Origin of the sequence: Thermoleptolyngbya sichuanensis A183, from assembly GCF_013177315.1 — a bacterium.
GTDB classification, from domain to species: domain Bacteria; phylum Cyanobacteriota; class Cyanobacteriia; order Elainellales; family Elainellaceae; genus Thermoleptolyngbya; species Thermoleptolyngbya sichuanensis.
The window spans coordinates 651,140-668,001 of record NZ_CP053661.1 but is presented as its reverse complement, the minus strand read 5'-3'; the positions used below and the strand labels follow the sequence as shown (position 1 = coordinate 668,001).

Here is a 16,862-nt window from a genome sequence, read left to right as displayed (position 1 = left end):
CCCGCCTAAACCAGCCAGCCTAGAGCAGGTAGACCAAGCGCGATCGCCCTTTTTCCTGGGTTAAGGCTACAGCCTATCGACGGCGGCCGGGGCGGCGACCCCCTTCATCGTTGCTGCCGCCGCGAGGACGCGAGTTTCCAGGGTCGCAGCCCTCTGGCCCATTGCCAATGCCCTGATTGCAATTGCTGCGGCGACGACCTCGACGATCGTCATCATCATCGTCGTCGTCATCATCATCGTCGTCATCATCGTCCCAGTCATAGCTCCAGTCATCATCGTCATCATCGTCGTCGCAGGCAGCACTACAGTAGCTATAGTTGCCATCGGAGCCAATCAGCATAATGGAGCCGCTCGACGTACCGATGCGCTCGTATTCGCGGATCAGTTGGGCCACTTCGTAAACCGTTGTGGTACTGACATCAACAACCCTAAAGCTGCTGCCTGGAAAAGAGATGAGAGCAGGAGCCAGCGCCGAGCGGAATACGGAAATTGTGCGGCTGACCAAGGAGAAATTGCCCGTTTGGAACGAGCTAGTGTAGGTGCAGGTCACAGGCGGGTTGGGCAGCCCGCGCACTGCAAACAAGCGCGTGTCGATTCCCTGGGTGCTAGGCAAGAAGGTGACGCGGCTTTCCTCGTAGCGGCTGCTGCTGATTCGCGTAAAGTAGTCATACACTGTTGCGCCCTGATCGATAGACCCGTTGCGATCGCCATCAATTCCATAAACCGTCCGCACAATCCGCACCTCTGACCGCTGGCTCGGCAGCACCAGGCTGACGGCTGTAAAATCCGACAGCAGTTCAAACTCGCTATAGCCAATGAACTGGTTTTGCGGCGTGTAGAGGCGCACCACGACGCGATCGCCCCGCCGCAGCCCGCGCATAAACTGGGCCCGCTGGTTCATGCGATAGCGGAAATCCCCTAGCAGCCGCTCCTCCCGATAGCCGCGCCGCGTTCTCGACTTCACCGACAGCCGCGCAATCACCTCTGGATACGTGACCTGAGATTGCAAAATCGCCAAACTAAAGTTGCCATGCTCATGGCGACGACCATGACCCGGTGTAGGACGGGGGCGCGGACCTCTAGCTTCCCGTGGATCTGGGCGGCGGCTCGGCGGCGTGGGGCGGGGGCGGCCCGGGCCGCGGTCGTTAACGGTTTCGGTAATCACCGTCTCGCGGACAATCACGACCTGACCGCTTTCCACTTGGGTCACAGTCGTCTGGGGCAGCGAGGCGTAGGTCTGGGTCGATTCCCAGGAAACCTGCTGGTTGCGGCGGCTTTGCACGTCGTAGCTGACTCGCGCAATGGAGCGGAATTCCAGCGTGTTCAGGTTGACCGATCGCCCAATCTGAGCTTGCAAATCGCTCCAGCGGATAAACTCTGGCGGCAGGGTCAGCCGGCCGCTGGGGCTAGCAATTAGCCGTGCGCCTCGCGTGGTGTAGACCTGCTGCCAGCGGCCGTTGACCCGCGCAAAGATTTGATACACCACGTTGGCGTAGGTGGTCACGGGCTTGTCCAGCACGTCTAGCTGCAAGACAATCCCTGCCAGATCCTGTCGGCTGTCCAACACGCGAGCAACCGTCAGGGCTGCCTCCCATCCCTGCTGGCGCTGGCTCACGCGCACTGGCGCATCGGAACGGGTTTGGGCGTGCAGCAAGGGAGCGTGCCCGCTTACCATCAGCATGGCCGACAGTAGGGCGATCGCCAGCCTGCGGGCAGATCCGCGAGTCAGCGCCAGCGCCGGTAGCGAGAGATAAGGCTTGACTGGTTTCGTCATCGTGAAATTCCTTTGGAATTTAGTAAAGGTGAACGAACGGAATTGGCCCGGCGATCGCCATCTTGCAATCGAGAAACCGACTGGCAAAATAAAGGGCGATCGCGAGCGTTAGGAGATTCCCTGTTGCGCGGGGCTATGCTCGACCAGCCTGTTAGCTCAGGGCTGGGAGGCAGCCAAACGCGCTGCTAAAATCCTCAACGGCTAGAAATAGCGGATGCACCAGCAGGCAGCACCCCAGCGCAGCACAGAGTCAGGTTTCCCAAAAAATCACTGGAACTGTTTCTGTCTATTGCTTGCACCGGGTGCATACGGCCGTCGCCGCTATTTGTTTGCCATGACCACAAACTTTTTTCAAATGTTCCTGACGGATATATGAAGACTGCGTAAACCTCTAGGGGCAAATCTCAAACTTCGGCCAAGCAGCGCTTCTAGAGCTATGGTTTTCTGAGAGTTTTTTCGGAAATCTGCCCATACTAGGGATGGGGTGTCACTAGGCTCGTCCTCATATAACGCCCTATACAGAATGCTTGAGAGCGAGTGTCGCCGTGTTGCCGCCAGTTATTGATGAAGGAAATTTCTTTCCGTTCAAGTTTTGGTTTAGGGACAGCATTCAAGACGGGATGTACTATCGCAGCGAGTTGTACTACCGCCTGCAAACGGTCGATGCTCAGCAGCGATCGCGGCTTTATCACTTTGCCTGCCGTCTTGCCCAGCGCGAGGCGGTCGTGGTGACGGCGAACCAGCGGTCGTGCAGTTTGTGGATCAACCTCCGCAGCAGCCTGGCCCGCGATGATCGGGCGATCGCCCAACTGCTGGATGAATTAGCGGAAACTCTAGCCCGCCCCAACTATGTACCACCCTCGTTCAACGGGCGATCGCCCTTCGAGCCGGAGTAGCTACAATCATCCAGATTCAACTCAAGCCCCAATTCATGCCAAAATCCCGATTCATGCCAAAATACAGACAGGTTAAGAACTGTTAAGTCTACTCAGCTTTCTGAACACAGTCTGAATCTGTTTTTTTAGCACGATCCTATGGCATTTCTGCATGTGCCCCCCACTTGGCGGCTGTCCGAAAACGCAGTGACGGCTGAATCGGTGTTTCTGAACCGACGACGATTTCTAAAAACGATGATCGGCGGCGGCCTTGCAATGGCGACCCTGCCGCTGGCAGGCTGCCAAACCGCCCAGGCCCCCATCGCAGAGGAACTGACGGGTACAAAGGCACTGAGGGCGATCGCCAATCCCGCCTTTCAAGATGCAGGCCGCCCCGTCACAGGCGAAGTGCTGGCCGCCACTTACAACAACTTCTACGAGTTCGGCAGTTCCAAAAACATCTGGCAAGCCGCCCAGGTCCTGCCCACCGATCCTTGGACGCTAGAAGTCACGGGTCTGGTCAACAATCCCAAAACCTATAACCTAGATGACCTGCTCACCCGCTTTCCCCTAGAAGAACGCATCTACCGATTTCGCTGCGTCGAAGCCTGGGCAATGGTTGTCCCATGGCTGGGTTTTCCCATGAACGCCCTGCTGCGAGACGTAGACCCCAAATCTTCGGCAAAATTTGTCCGCTTTACGTCCTATTTCGACCCTGCCGTAACCAAAGGCCCCAGCTTTCCGCCCGCCCGCTTCCTGCCCTTTCCCTACACCGAAGGGCTTCGGATCGAGGAAATGGCCAACGACCTCGCCTTCTTTGCCGTCGGCATCTACGGGCACACACTGCCCAAGCAGCACGGCGCACCCATCCGCATGGTCATCCCGTGGAAATATGGTTTCAAGGGTGCAAAATCCCTCGTCAAAATCGAGTTTTTGGACACGCAGCCCGCCACATACTGGAACACCCTCAGCCCCAACGAATACAAGTTTGAAGCGAACGTGGAGCCAGACGTGCCCCATCCCCGCTGGTCGCAGGCCAAAGAGCGGCTAATCGGCCCTGGCAATCAGTATTCCTGGGAAGAAGTGCCGACGCTGCTTTACAACGGCTATGGCGAGTTTGTGGCCGATCTCTACGCCTAGCCCCCGGCGAAAACGCTGGCAAGTTCTAGGAGGATGGCTTCCGCTCGCTGGACTAGACTGTGCTGGCAGACCGGAGCGACCGCAGTTCAGACTCCAAGCTCGCAATCCGGGCTTCGAGCTGCTGATTCGTTTCCAGCAGTTTTTGCGACTGGCTGCTGAGGAACGGATCGCTCTCCCACCAGTTGATGCCAATTTCCTTTGCCTTATCCACCGAGGAAATCAGCAGGCGAATGCGAATGCTGAGCAGTTCCGTAGAACCCACGGAAACTGAGATGTCGCCTGCAATCACGATGCCTTTGTCCAGCACGCGCTCTAGCACATCTGCCAGCGTCGAGCCTTGGGTAACAGTAGGAACGGGGCGGGTTGGTTGAGCGGTTGAGTAGGGCATAGTTGGGGGTTGGAAGGGAAAGGGGCAGGTGTCGGCAAGGGGTCAGGTTTGGATCGACAGTCTCCCGTATTCAGGCAGTGATTCAGGGAGTTATTTAGGGAGCATTCAGGGGGTGTTTGAAAAGGTATCGCCTGTAATGTTAAGCACTCAGAGATCCCCCCTAGCCCCCCTTAACAAGGGGGGAAACCGCCTTAAGGTCCCCCTTGTTAAGGGAGATTTAGGGGGATCTTGCACGCTTTGCTACAAACAGTAGGACTTTTCAAACATCCTCCAAGGGGGATTGATCCAACGGTGCAATTCCTAACCCAAACTCTGAGCTAAGCGCGTTCTCCCTCGCAGACGCGATAGGTATTGGCCCGACCAGCGCCGCCTCGATTGGTGACTAGACCCTTGTCGCGCAGGGCGTTGAGGGCGTTGATGGTCTGGAAGCGGGTGATGCCGAGGGCGGTTTCGATTTCCGAGGGGCGCACGTCGGGATGGCGCTGGAGATACTCGAAGATGTCGCGCTCGTAGGGAACCGCAGGAGACTCAGGCTCTTCTTCGGGTTCGTCTGCCGCTGCGTCAGTGGAGGAGAGGGGCAGGGTGTTGAGCGGCAGCCGGACTTGGGCTTCGGGTTGGGGGGCGATCGCCGCTTGCGGGGCTGGCTGGGGAGTTGGTTGGGATTCTAGCTCAACCTCAGTGACGCGCAGATCGACAGAGGAGCGGGCAGCATCCGTATTCAACCGAATCATTTCGTTGAAAGTATCCCAGAGGATTTGGGTGGCTTCGGAGAGCGATCGCCCCGCGCGAGACAGCAGCACGTCCTGGCAAATGTCGCGAAACTCCGCGTTTTCTGGCGTGGCAATAATTTCATGCTCCTGGCAGATCTTCGCCAAAATCAGGCAAGACCGCAGCCCCGACGCGGTTTCTGCGCCCGTCTTGGTACGAAACATCCGCACCAGTTGCACGATGATGCTGGCGCTTTCGCGATCGATGCCCGTTTTCTGCACCGCGATTTCCTGCTGCGTCAGTTCATCCGGCTCCGGCATGTTGATCGTCACTAGGCGATCCAGCAGCGCGTCCTGCGTCGCGTGAACGCCGCAATACTCCTCTGGATTTGAGGTAAAAATGGCGCGAAACTGGGGATGCACGCGGATGTATTCCGTGCGGTTGTGGCTAGGCGGCAACACCAGCAACTTTTCCTCCAGCGCCGACAGCAGCACGTTGTTGACCTCTGGGCGCGATCGGTTGAACTCGTCATAGACCAGCGTAAATCCTTCCCGGCAGGCCAGCGTCAGGCGGGCATCCACCCAGTTCTGCCGGAGTTCGTCTTCTACCTTCACCACGCTGTGGATGAAGTTGTCCACAACTTTTTTGCGGGTATAGCCAGACTGGTTGCCAATCAGGTCAGAGGTTTTGAACTCATCGTCACCAAACAGCAGCATGATCGGTCGCGCAATCATGTCTGCCAAGTGCAGCGCCAAGGTGGTTTTGCCCGTGCCCGCCGGGCCGCGCAGATGGACAGAAAAGCCCGATTGCAAATAGCGCAAGGCGCGGGTGGCGATCCGTTCGACCGCGGGCGTACTGACAAATCGGCGGGGGCTGGCACGAAGAACGGTAGTCACGGGTGGCTTTCCTCTGATATGAAAATATGAAAAGGGCGATGAAATAGGCTCGCTGAGGGGCTGGGAGTCAGGCTTGATCTTGCGCCAGGTAGAGGCGATCGCGCTGCACGATCAGCCCTTGCTTGATGAGCGATCGCAGCGTATCGACCGCCTGGAATCGGTTCATGCCGAGGGCAGATTCAATGTCCATCAGCTTGGCCCCGTTGGACGACTTCACATAGTCATAGGTGGCCTGTTCCAGAGAAACTGCATCCCTTGCAGGGAACTGGCTACCGTTGCGAGTAGCGACATCCGATGCAGCCGTCACCACTGGCACGGGCGCTACTGGCACAGGCGCTACTGGCACGAGTGCTGGCACAGCAGGCTGACTGTCAACCGCGACGGAGGCGACGGGTTCGGCCACGGGGGCCGCCGAGGGCTTGAAACCACGGGCGGGCGGTCTACTCGCAGGTAGTTTAGCTGACTTGGCAGGCGACGATTTGAGGCGGGCCACCGTGCGCGGGCGGGCGGCAGATGCTTTTGCGGTCGGAGCGGGCGCAGGCGTTGCCGCAGCAGGCGTTACCGGGGGAATCGATTTGACAGCGGGCTTTGCTGAGGCGGCCGATGCGGCCGGGGCTGCGGGAGTTGCGGCGGCGGATTTGCCCCAAACTTGCTGCTGCAGCTGGGCCCGAAACTGGCGCAACTCAGCCCGAAATATGCCCAACCGCTGCATCAGATCTGCGGATTCGGATCGGCGCTTGGCACGGCTTTCGTTCAGCAAGGCTTGCACGTCCTGGGCCCGCTCCTGACGTTCCTGCGCCAGATCACCCAAATATTGCTGCACATCCGCTTGCAGGGTTTCGACAAATTCGGTCAATGTTGCTACCCGCTCAGCGTGCATTGATTGCAAGTCTGCCCGTGCTTCGGCCCGCAGCATGGCTACATCTGTCGCCAGTGCGCCCAGGTCTTGCTGATGGATGGCCCGCAGCGCGGCGACCGATTCGCGGAGCTCGTGATGAAACTGGTCTAGCTCTTGGAAAATCTGCTGCGACAAGAGCGATCGCTCTACGGCGGTAATGTCGAGAAATTGAGCGGTTTGCGTCTGCAACTGTTGTCGAAACGCAGCCAACTGCGCCATTTGCTCTGCAGCCTGAAGCTGGCGCCGCTGAGCGAGGTCGGCAAGCTGGGCCTGAGTCACCTGCTGAAGCTGTTGGTGAAACTCAGCGCGATCGCGACGAAGTTGGGCAGAAACGGTCTGACGCAGGTGGCGAAAGGTGTCCAGCAGATGCTCAACCGCTTGTTGGCGCTGCTGCCTCCCGGCCTCCCATTGGTCTTTCAGAGCAACCACAAGATAACCTCCAAGTGATGCGGAAAGAGAAGCGGGGAGCCACGAGACTCCCCCAACATCTCCTACTAGGTGGAAGCGCAAGCCTTTGCGAACTTGCCCGCCACAGGAGTTGGAATAGACACACCCAGCAGGGACAAAGATCAGCCTCTAGGCAGCGGGGACGGCGGCTTGGGTGGTCAGACCCACGGCTTCGGCGTACTTCAGGTAGGTTTCGACGGAGGCGATCACCACGCGGGCTTCGACCGCCAGCAGTTCGATACCCACCAAAGACACGCGAACCCAAGCATCAACCACGATCCCTTTGTCCAGGATGCGATCGACCACTTCTGCCAAGCTAGAGGAAGAATTCACTTTTTCAACTGCCATGATTAGTCACCTACAGATACTTGAGTGGATGAGAATTGAATCTGCCTGTTTTCCCCAAATGCGGGACGGAGGCATCGGTTTCTTCGTACAGCATAGAGAGTGAAAATTGAAACGCTCCCAGCAAAATTGCGGAAAGTGTTTGGATTTTCAGTCCGCATTTTTGATGCGGCAAAGTTCTGCTCCAGCCCAATCGAAGTGACTCCGGAAGACCCTTCATCAGACAGAATTTCTAACCCAGCGCAGGAGCTGAATAGCTTTCAGCCTTGCACTAGGTCGAGATGGTTCTATCGTTCCCAGCCAATGTTCATAACTAACAAGCGATCGCAAAATATCAGGAAAGGGCGATCGCTAAAGTAGCTTAATCTCCTTCAGCAGGTCGATTCCAGCATTTCTGTGGGCTGCTCTTCAAATATGAAGCTTTGTCTTAAAGGTTCCTCTCTGGGCTGAAACATCGATTCTTTTCAATGGTTGACTCGGTCAGGATTAATGGCCTAAATGCAGCGTTAGGACAGGACTAAAAAAGAGCTTGAGTAAGCAAAAATAAAATCACTTTTCATTAAGAAATACGATTTTTAGACATTTTTTTGTTCGGCTATTTCTGTCTGAAAGACTCTGAAATGGTTCCGTATGATTACGGAATCAAGGATTTATAAAACGTCATTTTCGCCAGACGTAGTTACAAAATGACAAAAGCTGCGATCGCAAGTCGAGTCGCTACACCCCACCGGACATTGCCGGACTGCGTATGCCCTCATCCCCCAGCCTCTTCGGGTGCATCCCAATTCTGCAAGTTTGCCCTCATCCCCCAGCCCCTTCTCCCAAAAAGGGGGAGCCGGATTAGAAGTCCCTCTCCCGCTTTGGGAGCAGGATTTAGGGTGAGGGTTGCAAAAGTGGGATGCACCCTTTCAGACACAGTTTGCCGATTTGCTGACAAAAGGTGCCATTCCTGATGCAATCCCTTTGGGGGCAAGCATCTGTGGGTATTGCCCACCTGCAATCTGCAAGGGGATCGGTTAGGCTGAAAAAGGGGCATCTCATGCGTTTACCGTTGATTTGATCCATGTCTGACCAGTCCTAAGGGAGACCCTGAGCTACTTTGCCCAGGGCAGCTTTCCCAGACGGCTTTTACAAATGCGTTGCCCCTAAGCATTGAAGTCTATGGCGGATTTCTCCTCATCTGTCTCCCCTTCTGATAGTCTGCTGGCCCGCCTGATTCAACCTGACTTGACGCGCCACGTCGAATCTCTGTCAGACGACCAGTTTACCCAACTGCTCCAGCAGCTAACGCAAGAGTTTCAGCACTACCTGCGGGCGATCGCCCTGATCAACAACGATGCCCTCGAAACGCTGCTGGAACAAGTCCTAGAAGCGATCACCTTGAAGGTGGGGCAGGTGTTGCAGGCGGAGCGCACCACAATTTTTCTGGTGGACGTAGAGAAGGCGCAACTCTGGTCCAAGGTCGCCCAAGGCGACTGTTTCCAGGCGAACTCAGAGGGCGATCGCACGATCGAAATTCGCCTGCCGCTGAACGAGGGCATCGCGGGCTATGTTGCCACCACGGGCAAGAGTCTGAATATTTCCGATGCTTACCAGCATCCGCTGTTCAACCCCAGCATCGATCGGCAGACAGGCTATCGCACACGCAACATCCTGTGTATGCCGATTTTTGACACGCAGGATCAGGTAGTGGCGATCGCCCAATTGCTGAATAAGCGAGGCACTCAGCCCTTCGACCCGCAGGATGAAGCCCACTTTCGCAACTTTGCTCACTCCATTGGGGTGATTCTGGAAAGCTGCAATTCGTTCTACATGGCGGCGCGAAACCAGCGCGGCGCAACGGCCCTGCTGAACGCCACCACGCTGCTGGCCCAAAGCCTAGATCTGGAAAAAACCCTCCAGGCAGTGATGGACGAAGCCCGTAAGCTCATGCGGGCCGACCGTAGCACGCTGTTTTTGCTCGATCGCGATCGCCACGAGCTGTGGTCCAAAGTGCCTACTGCCGACCGCAAGCAACTGCTCGAAATTCGCATTCCCATGAACCGAGGCATTGTCGGCTTTGTTGCCAGCACCGGGCAGGTCGTCAACGTTGAGAATGCCTACGAAGACCCGCGCTTTGACCCCACCACCGATCGCCAGACCGGGTACAAGACCCGCACCATCCTCTCGATGCCTGTATTCAACTCGGCGGGAAAACTGATCGGCGTAACGCAGCTTATCAACAAATACCAAGGCAGCTTTACCCGCTCCGATGAAGAATTCATGCAGGCCTTCAACACCCAGGCTGGCATTGCGCTAGAAAATGCCCAACTGTTTGAGCGAGTGCTGCTGGAAAAGCAATACCAAAAAGACATCCTGCAAAGCCTGTCCAACGCGGTGATCTCCACGGACTTGCAGGGCAATGTTGTGACCATTAACGACGCAGCACTGGCGCTGTTGGGATGCCCAATTGGCGATACCAGTGCTGAGGCAGATCTATGGCGCGAGCATCTGCTGCATCGCCCCGTGTGGGAGGTAATTCCCATCGACAATCTGCAATTGCGCCTGCAAGACAGCTTGCAGTGCGGCGCTCGCCACTATGTCCCCGAACAAAGCCTGGAAGTGGGTCTACTGGAACTGCCTGAGCATTCGCCGCTAGACCCGACGGTTTCTCCCGCACTTTCGCTGTCGCCGCGCCTCACCCATGCCCTGGTGGTGGGCGATCGCCAAACCCCAGACCAATACCTGCTGTGGAACGATCCCGCCACTCCGCTCACACCCGTGGCCGCAGGACTCGGCGTGGTGCCCTCGATCCGCCCCATCGAACACAGCGTCAACCTGACGGTGAACCCACTCACCAATCCCGATGGCAAGGTGCTGGGGGGACTGGTGGTGCTAGAAGACATTAGCCAGGAAAAGCGGATGAAGGCCACCATGTATCGCTACATGACACCGGGCGTGGCGGAACGAGTCATGGCGCTGGGCGACGATGCGCTGATGGTGGGCGAACGCAAGGACGTGACGATTCTGTTTTCCGACATTCGCGGCTACACCTCGCTCACCGAAAAGATGGAAGCGGCGGACGTGGTGACGCTGCTCAACGACTATTTTGAGACGATGGTAGAGGCGGTGTTTACCTACGAGGGCACGCTGGACAAGTTCATTGGCGACGCGCTGATGGCCGTGTTTGGTGCGCCCCTGCCGCTGCCTAATCACCCCTGGATGGCGGTGCAATCGGCACTGGACATGCGGCGACGGCTGAAGGAATTTAACGAACACCGCCGTCTGGCAAACCAGCCCATCATCCGCATTGGCATCGGCATTAGCTCTGGCGAGGTGGTTTCCGGCAACATCGGCTCTCAAAAGCGGATGGACTATACCGTGATTGGCGATGGTGTGGACATTAGCGCCCGACTGGAAGGCGTGACCAAAGAATACGGCTGCGATATTATCCTCAGCGAGTATACCTACAAGCTCTGCCGCGATCAGGTGTGGGTGCGGGAACTCGACCGTATTCGCGTCAAGGGCAAAACGATTCCAATCAATATCTACGAGCTAATTGGCGATCGCACGCAGCCCCTTCCCCCAGAAACCGCTGCCTTTTTGAACCACTACGCCGCCGGACGCACTGCGTACAACCATCTGCGGTTTTATGAAGCGTTGCAGCACTTTGAACGGGCACAGGACATCAAGCCGGGCGATCGCGCTGTTCAGGTGCATCTAGAGCGGGCCCGCGAGTTTCTGCTCACCCCACCCGCCGAAAACTGGGACGGCGCTCACACCATGACCACAAAGTGAAAGTGAGGGATGAAGTCTCCAAAGGGCAAAAAATCAAGGCAAAAAATCTGAAGGGCAGAAGAAATAGAAGCGCTGCATAACCCCGATGGTTACGCAGCGCCTTATTGACTTTAGGATTTACGCATTTAAATAATTTCTCGCGGACGCAGCCCGCGAGAAATTATTCAAAACCCAGAGAGCTTATCGTAAGTGTGTAAGTCTTGGACTCATCGGCTCAAAACATCAAGAGCAACCAGAATGCAGCCAACCCAAACCGTAAGCTGCTTTTAAGCACGGCTCCTGTTGCCTAAAGCTCCACCCTAGCAATCGTAGTAGAGCGAGAACTCGTAGGGGTGCGGACGCAGACGCATCGGGTTCACCTCGTTGTCCAGCTTGTACTGAATCCAGGTGTTAATCAGGTCTTCGGTGAAGACACCACCCGCCGTCAGGAACTCGTGATCTTTCTCTAAGCACTCCAGCGCATCTTCCAGCGAGCCAGGGGTCGAAGGAATCTTCGCCAGTTCTTCCGGGCTGAGGTCGTAGATGTCCACATCCAGCGGCTCACCCGGATCAATCTGGTTCTTGATGCCGTCGATGCCCGCGCAGAGCATCGCCGCAAAGGCAAGGTAGGGGTTAGAGGTCGCGTCGGGGCAGCGGAACTCTAAACGCTTTGCCTTCGGATTGGAACCAGACAGCGGAATCCGCACCGACGCGGAACGGTTGCCCTGGGAGTAGGCCAGGTTCACCGGAGCCTCGAAACCGGGCACCAGACGCTTGTAGGAGTTCGTCGTCGGGTTGGTGAAGGCTAGCAGCGCTGGAGCGTGCTTCAGAATGCCGCCGATATACCACAGCGCCATCTGGCTCAGCCCCGCATAGCCGTCGCCTGCAAACAGGGGTTGCCCGTCTTTCCAGATGGACTGGTGGGTGTGCATCCCAGAGCCATTGTCGTTAAACACGGGCTTGGGCATGAAGGTGACGGTCTTGCCATACTTCCGAGCGACGTTCTTGATGACGTACTTGTAAATCATCAGGTTGTCGGCCGACTGAACCAAGGTGTCAAAGCGAATGCCCAGTTCGCACTGTCCGCCTGTCGCCACTTCGTGGTGATGCTTTTCGATGGGCACGCCGCACTTGGCCATCGTCAGCAGCATTTCGCTCCGCATATCCTGCGAAGTGTCGGTGGGCGCAACGGGGAAGTAGCCTTCCTTGTAGCGGGGCTTGTAGCCCAGGTTGCCGCCCTCCTCTTTGCGGCCCGAGTTCCAGCGGCCTTCGATCGAGTCTACGTAGTAGTAGCCTTCGTGCTGGTTCTGGTCAAAGCGCACATCATCGAAAATAAAGAACTCTGCCTCTGGGCCAAAGAAGGCAGTGTCGCCAATGCCCGTGGAAGCCAGATAGTCAATCGCTTTCTGAGCAATGACGCGGGGGCAACGAGAATAGGGTTCGCCTGTGCGAGGCTCCTTGATGCTGCAAATGACGCTCAGCGTTGGCTCTGCCATGAAGGGGTCGATCCATGCGGTGTTGGGATCGAGCACCATGCTCATATCCGACTCGTTGATCGCCTTCCAACCCCGGATGCTGGAACCGTCGAAGGCGACCCCATCGGTAAAGCTGCTTTCGTCGATCTGGTTCTCGTATACGGTCAAGTGCTGCCAGATGCCGGGCAGGTCGATAAACTTGAGGTCAATCAGCTTAATGCCCTGGTCTTTGATTAGGCTTAAGACTTCTTGCGGGGTCGTCATGAACTACTCCTTCAGTGATTTGAGCCATCTTGACTCGGATGTTGTTTAGCAGTGAGACTGGTGTGCGATCGCCAAGCGCCTGACACCTGCTTGCCTGGGCATAAGGGGGAAGCATCCCTCAGAGGTCTCTATCCTCTAGCCAGTTCAGCTAGAAGTGCCGCCTAGACTACATTCAACACTTAGAGCAGCGTCATACAAAATGCAGTCTTAATGCAGTCTTCAATAAATGGAGTTATACATCTCTAATGCTGATCAACAGCAGGAGTTTATCAGCAGTCAGAGGTGTTAGAGTCCAGGCCTTGATTACACCTGAATCATCCTAAGGAGAGGCGTAGGCGGTTTTTGTATAATAGGCAACAAAAGCGGGGCTTAACCCTGGAAATCAGCTTTGTACGATTTGGAACAGATTGGAACGGATTGGAACAGATTGCCACTGCGATAAAGTCCTGAATAGCAGTCTTCTTAGACCCGAAGCTTGAGACAGCGGATGATCCGAAGGGTGATACAAAATAGCGATACAAAACTTAATCGCAAACCCAGACTATCCAGAGCAGTGGGGCGAAGTAGGGCCCAATCTTGCGTGATAGACTTTACCATAAGCAATTTAATAAGCACGTTTTGAAACGCCATAGTCAAAGCACGTTTCAGCCTGAGCAGGGGTATCTCGAGTGCTGTTTTAGCGCTCATTTCAGGCTCCTAAATCAGGACTGTGTTGCAGCTTTGGCTTGTTTCAAAGCGTTGCACTCTGTGTTGGCAAAAACCTGGATTTTGGTCGTGTTGGGAGATTTTGTTTCATGCGGGACGCTGTCACAAGCCTGATTGAAAACTACGATCTGAAAGGCCGCTACCTCGATCGCGATGCGCTAGACACGCTGAAGTCCTACTTCAGCACCGGGGTTTCCCGAGTGCAAGCGGCGGCTGTGATTAATTCAAATGCTGCGGGTATCGTCAGGCAGGCTGGGTCGCGCTTGTTTGAAGAGGTGCCTGAACTGATTCGCCCCGGCGGCAATGCTTATACGACGCGGCGCTATGCGGCTTGCCTGCGCGACATGGACTACTATCTTCGCTATGCTAGCTATGCGCTGGTGGCCGGCAATACAAACCTGCTGGATGAGCGAGTGCTAGAAGGACTTCGGGAAACCTATAACTCCCTGGGTGTGCCGATTGGGCCGACGGTGCGCGGAATTCAGATTCTCAAGGAAATGGTGGCAGCGCAGGTTGCTGAGGCCGGCATTACCGACACAGGTTTCCTAGATCAGCCCTTTGATTACATGATTCGCGAACTGAGCGAAACCAGCCTCTAAAACCAACCTCTAAGTGTTTTGTTTTTGGGACTTTATCTGCTTTGAAGCGTTATCCACAGGTTTTTGGGTTCTGTCAGTCAATAGAGCGTGTGGATAGAGTGATTGATTCGGAGTGGTTGATCAAAGCTATCGACTAAAAGTTGTTATTGACCATTGAGCGGGGTAAGGCGTTGCTTCATCCCGCTTTTTGCTGCTGTTTTGCCGTTTGCCCGAGAGAGGACAATTTGTTTGAGAGCGGGCGATCGCCCCTACTGGTCACAAAAACGCCCTGTTCCCCCAAATGCCCACAAAAACAAGCACTCACAGAACTCACAGAACTGGCAACGGGTTCATGGCGATCAATCCATGCGGGCATCGGGTTCCAGCACCCACAGGCTATAGCCCTTGGCGTTTTTGGTAATAATCGTTTCGTTGCCGCGATAGTTAAGCTTTTTCACGATCTGAACCGCCTGCTGCACGTCTTCAAGGGTTTTGAACAGGCTGTAAAACAACCCATCTACACAAATGGCCATCAGCCGCTTGTCCAGATCGGGGACGCGAATGTTGCAGAACTTGTACTGATCGGGAGAAACCAAAATTCGGTACGGCGCAACGGGTGCATCTGTTGCAGCCTTTTCTGAAGGAGCGCCAGTTGAGGAATTTAGAGACGAACTGGTGTCGGACAATCTGGCTGAAGTGGCTTGGGTCGCAAGCTGGGCGTTGGGTTCCAGCGTCCACACGACAAATCCTTTGGGGACTCGTGTGATAACGGGTCGGTGTCCTCGTTGCATCAGTTTGGCGCAGATTGATTGAGCGCGGGCTTCGGACTTTTCAACGCGAAAGAAGCTGTAGTATTCTCCAGCGAGGGCGATCGCCGCTGTGCGTTCGTTCGAGTCGGGTAGAACAATGTGGCAAGAACGATAGTCCGTCCGGAGTTCCAGGATTTCAACTGTCGGCAACGTGGAGGAGGGCAGATTGGGCAAGCCGGATGGGGACGCTGGATTGAGGGATTGCATGGCGGTAAAAGAGGGCAACACCAGTACGTACTACAATTCTTGGTTTATCGCCAGAGTTCTGCCATCCGGCAAAGTACGGGAGTAGGAGGGTCGCGAGGATTGCCGCAGCGAATTTTTCCTGCACGAGTGTCCAGCCATTCACCCTTGAAAGTTACTCGAAAAGTTACTCGTTCAAATTACTCGTTCATGTTGCGGTAGGTGGCCACGGCAGAGGGCGAGATGCGATTGAGATAGCGGAAAATCCAGTATTTGAAAATGGTGTCGAGGATGACAGGGAAGGTCGCAATGAAGAGGAAGATAAAGTCGCGGCTTTCGGGAATGCCAAAATGCCGGGAAACGCCCTCTAGCAAAACCTCCCACCCGTGGGGCGAGTGGAACCCTACGAAAATATCCGTCAGCAATATAATAATAAACGCTTTGGCGCTGTCGCTCAGCCCATAGACGATTTCATCCATAAAGGACTTCAGCACCTCAATTTCACGACGGCTGCTCAGCAAGACTGCACCAAAAACCAGCGCTGAGAAGATATCTGCAAATACGTTTTTGACGGCGTTGTTGCTTTTGGCCATAGCCTCAAGCTGGAGTTCTCGAGCTTTTTCCTGGAGCCGGGTGTTGATTTCGGGTTCGGTTAGGGGTGGTGTCGCACCAACTAAACTGGAAAACCGCAGCCGTTCTTCAAAGCGCCGCAGTTCGTCAAAGGCTTCGTCTTCAATGTCTACATTGAGGAATGCACCTGTGGTTTCGGGCGTGCGGTAGTGATCCACTATGGGGCTGATCAGGAAATTTTTCGTCACCTGCTGGGTCAGCAGCGGCAGAATCATCAGCAGCAGCACCAGCCGCACCGCGATAAACGTGCGCCGTCTGGAGATGTAGAAATCCTCTATCACCTCCTGTTCGGCGTTGGGGTCTAGCTCGCGCTTGATACGGTCGGCTGTGCGGAGGATAGAGCGGGGCAGCACGCCTGTTTTGTCGGCAATAGATTCGAGATCGGCTGGGCGCTTGGGCGATCGCCTTGCACCAGAGTCAAAGGGCTGCATTCTGCCGCGCTCCGGATCGACCTCTGGGCGAGCTGCCAGGGAAGATACGGGCATAATGCCATCGGCGTAGCGAGCTATCATGCTGTCTACAAAAGCCAGCTTTTTAGGAATCAGCGAACTGCGGTCTAGAATGTCGATTTCGTAGGCATCTGGCGGTTGCCCGTCGATGTGGACTTCGGTGGGGGGGCGATCGCTCTGCAAAATCGAGCTACTGGTGCGAAACTCGGCCAGCCGCAGCTTGGCAATATTGAGATACTTCCGCAATTCGGTCTGAAAATAGGCGCGGGCGCTGCTGCTATAGTTGCCCTGCTGAAACGAGATGCGATCGCCCCCAAAGTAGGTATCTTCCAGCGCCTTGATGCGGAGCGCTGCTTCGTAAGCATCATCTAGGGCACGCTCTGGGGTGCCCATCAGCCATCGCCGACTAAAGCGAAGATACGCCTGGACACCAGAAACAATTGGGTTTGTCATTTGGGATTGTCATTGCCTATGCACACAGATTAATCTTCACAGCGATTAATCTTCACAGCGGGGGTGGAGATGGGCGCTGCGAAGCGGGA

The 16,862-nt window shown here is 55.7% G+C and carries 12 protein-coding genes; 4 read left to right on the top strand and 8 right to left on the bottom strand.

Translation table 11 applies throughout. The annotated features are described in order from the left end of the window. Positions 1–73 precede the first annotated feature (73 nt). Positions 74–1,774: a hypothetical protein gene (locus HPC62_RS02915; protein ID WP_172353186.1), complete on the bottom strand. Its 1,701-nt coding sequence runs from the start codon at positions 1,772–1,774 to the stop codon at positions 74–76. 527 nt (positions 1,775–2,301) lie between these two features. Between HPC62_RS02915 and HPC62_RS02910 the strand changes: the two genes are divergently transcribed. Next, positions 2,302–2,670, top strand: a complete 369-nt coding sequence (locus HPC62_RS02910; protein WP_205370370.1) for a hypothetical protein — start codon at positions 2,302–2,304, stop codon at positions 2,668–2,670. A 138-nt stretch (positions 2,671–2,808) separates the two neighbouring features. Next, positions 2,809–3,789: a protein-methionine-sulfoxide reductase catalytic subunit MsrP gene (msrP, locus tag HPC62_RS02905; RefSeq protein ID WP_172353672.1), complete on the top strand. Its 981-nt coding sequence runs from the start codon at positions 2,809–2,811 to the stop codon at positions 3,787–3,789. 52 nt (positions 3,790–3,841) lie between these two features. On the opposite strand, the gene HPC62_RS02900 is transcribed toward msrP, so the two are convergent. From HPC62_RS02900 to gvpA, 4 genes are all read right to left on the bottom strand, one after another. Next, positions 3,842–4,177: a gas vesicle protein gene (locus HPC62_RS02900; protein ID WP_172353671.1), complete on the bottom strand. Its 336-nt coding sequence runs from the start codon at positions 4,175–4,177 to the stop codon at positions 3,842–3,844. A 317-nt stretch (positions 4,178–4,494) separates the two neighbouring features. After that, positions 4,495–5,781 (bottom strand): gas vesicle protein GvpN, encoded by a 1,287-nt coding sequence (gene gvpN / locus HPC62_RS02895; protein WP_172353670.1) that lies wholly within the window; start codon positions 5,779–5,781, stop codon positions 4,495–4,497. A 67-nt stretch (positions 5,782–5,848) separates the two neighbouring features. Beyond that, positions 5,849–7,108: a coiled-coil domain-containing protein gene (locus HPC62_RS02890; RefSeq protein WP_172353669.1), complete on the bottom strand. Its 1,260-nt coding sequence runs from the start codon at positions 7,106–7,108 to the stop codon at positions 5,849–5,851. Between the two features lie 147 nt (positions 7,109–7,255). Beyond that, positions 7,256–7,474, bottom strand: a complete 219-nt coding sequence (gene gvpA, locus HPC62_RS02885) for a gas vesicle structural protein GvpA (protein WP_068510916.1) — start codon at positions 7,472–7,474, stop codon at positions 7,256–7,258. Between the two features lie 1,158 nt (positions 7,475–8,632). On the opposite strand from gvpA, the gene HPC62_RS02880 reads away from it, so the two are divergent. Next, positions 8,633–11,248 (top strand): adenylate/guanylate cyclase domain-containing protein, encoded by a 2,616-nt coding sequence (locus tag HPC62_RS02880; protein ID WP_172353668.1) that lies wholly within the window; start codon positions 8,633–8,635, stop codon positions 11,246–11,248. Between the two features lie 299 nt (positions 11,249–11,547). Here the strand turns inward: HPC62_RS02880 and glnA are convergent, their stop codons facing one another. Then, the gene (gene glnA, locus HPC62_RS02875; protein ID WP_172353667.1) at positions 11,548–12,966 is read right to left on the bottom strand and encodes a type I glutamate--ammonia ligase; all 1,419 of its coding nucleotides are present in this window, start codon (positions 12,964–12,966) and stop codon (positions 11,548–11,550) included. A gap of 794 nt (positions 12,967–13,760) precedes the next feature. On the opposite strand from glnA, the gene apcB reads away from it, so the two are divergent. Next, positions 13,761–14,270 (top strand): allophycocyanin subunit beta, encoded by a 510-nt coding sequence (gene apcB, locus HPC62_RS02870; RefSeq protein ID WP_172353666.1) that lies wholly within the window; start codon positions 13,761–13,763, stop codon positions 14,268–14,270. A gap of 338 nt (positions 14,271–14,608) precedes the next feature. On the opposite strand, the gene HPC62_RS02865 is transcribed toward apcB, so the two are convergent. Next, complete coding sequence (locus tag HPC62_RS02865) at positions 14,609–15,265, bottom strand: hypothetical protein (protein WP_172353665.1); 657 nt, start codon at positions 15,263–15,265, stop codon at positions 14,609–14,611. Between the two features lie 176 nt (positions 15,266–15,441). Further along, entirely contained in the window at positions 15,442–16,773 is a 1,332-nt protein-coding gene (locus tag HPC62_RS02860) for a proton extrusion protein PcxA (RefSeq protein ID WP_172353664.1), read from the bottom strand. Positions 16,774–16,862 lie beyond the last annotated feature (89 nt).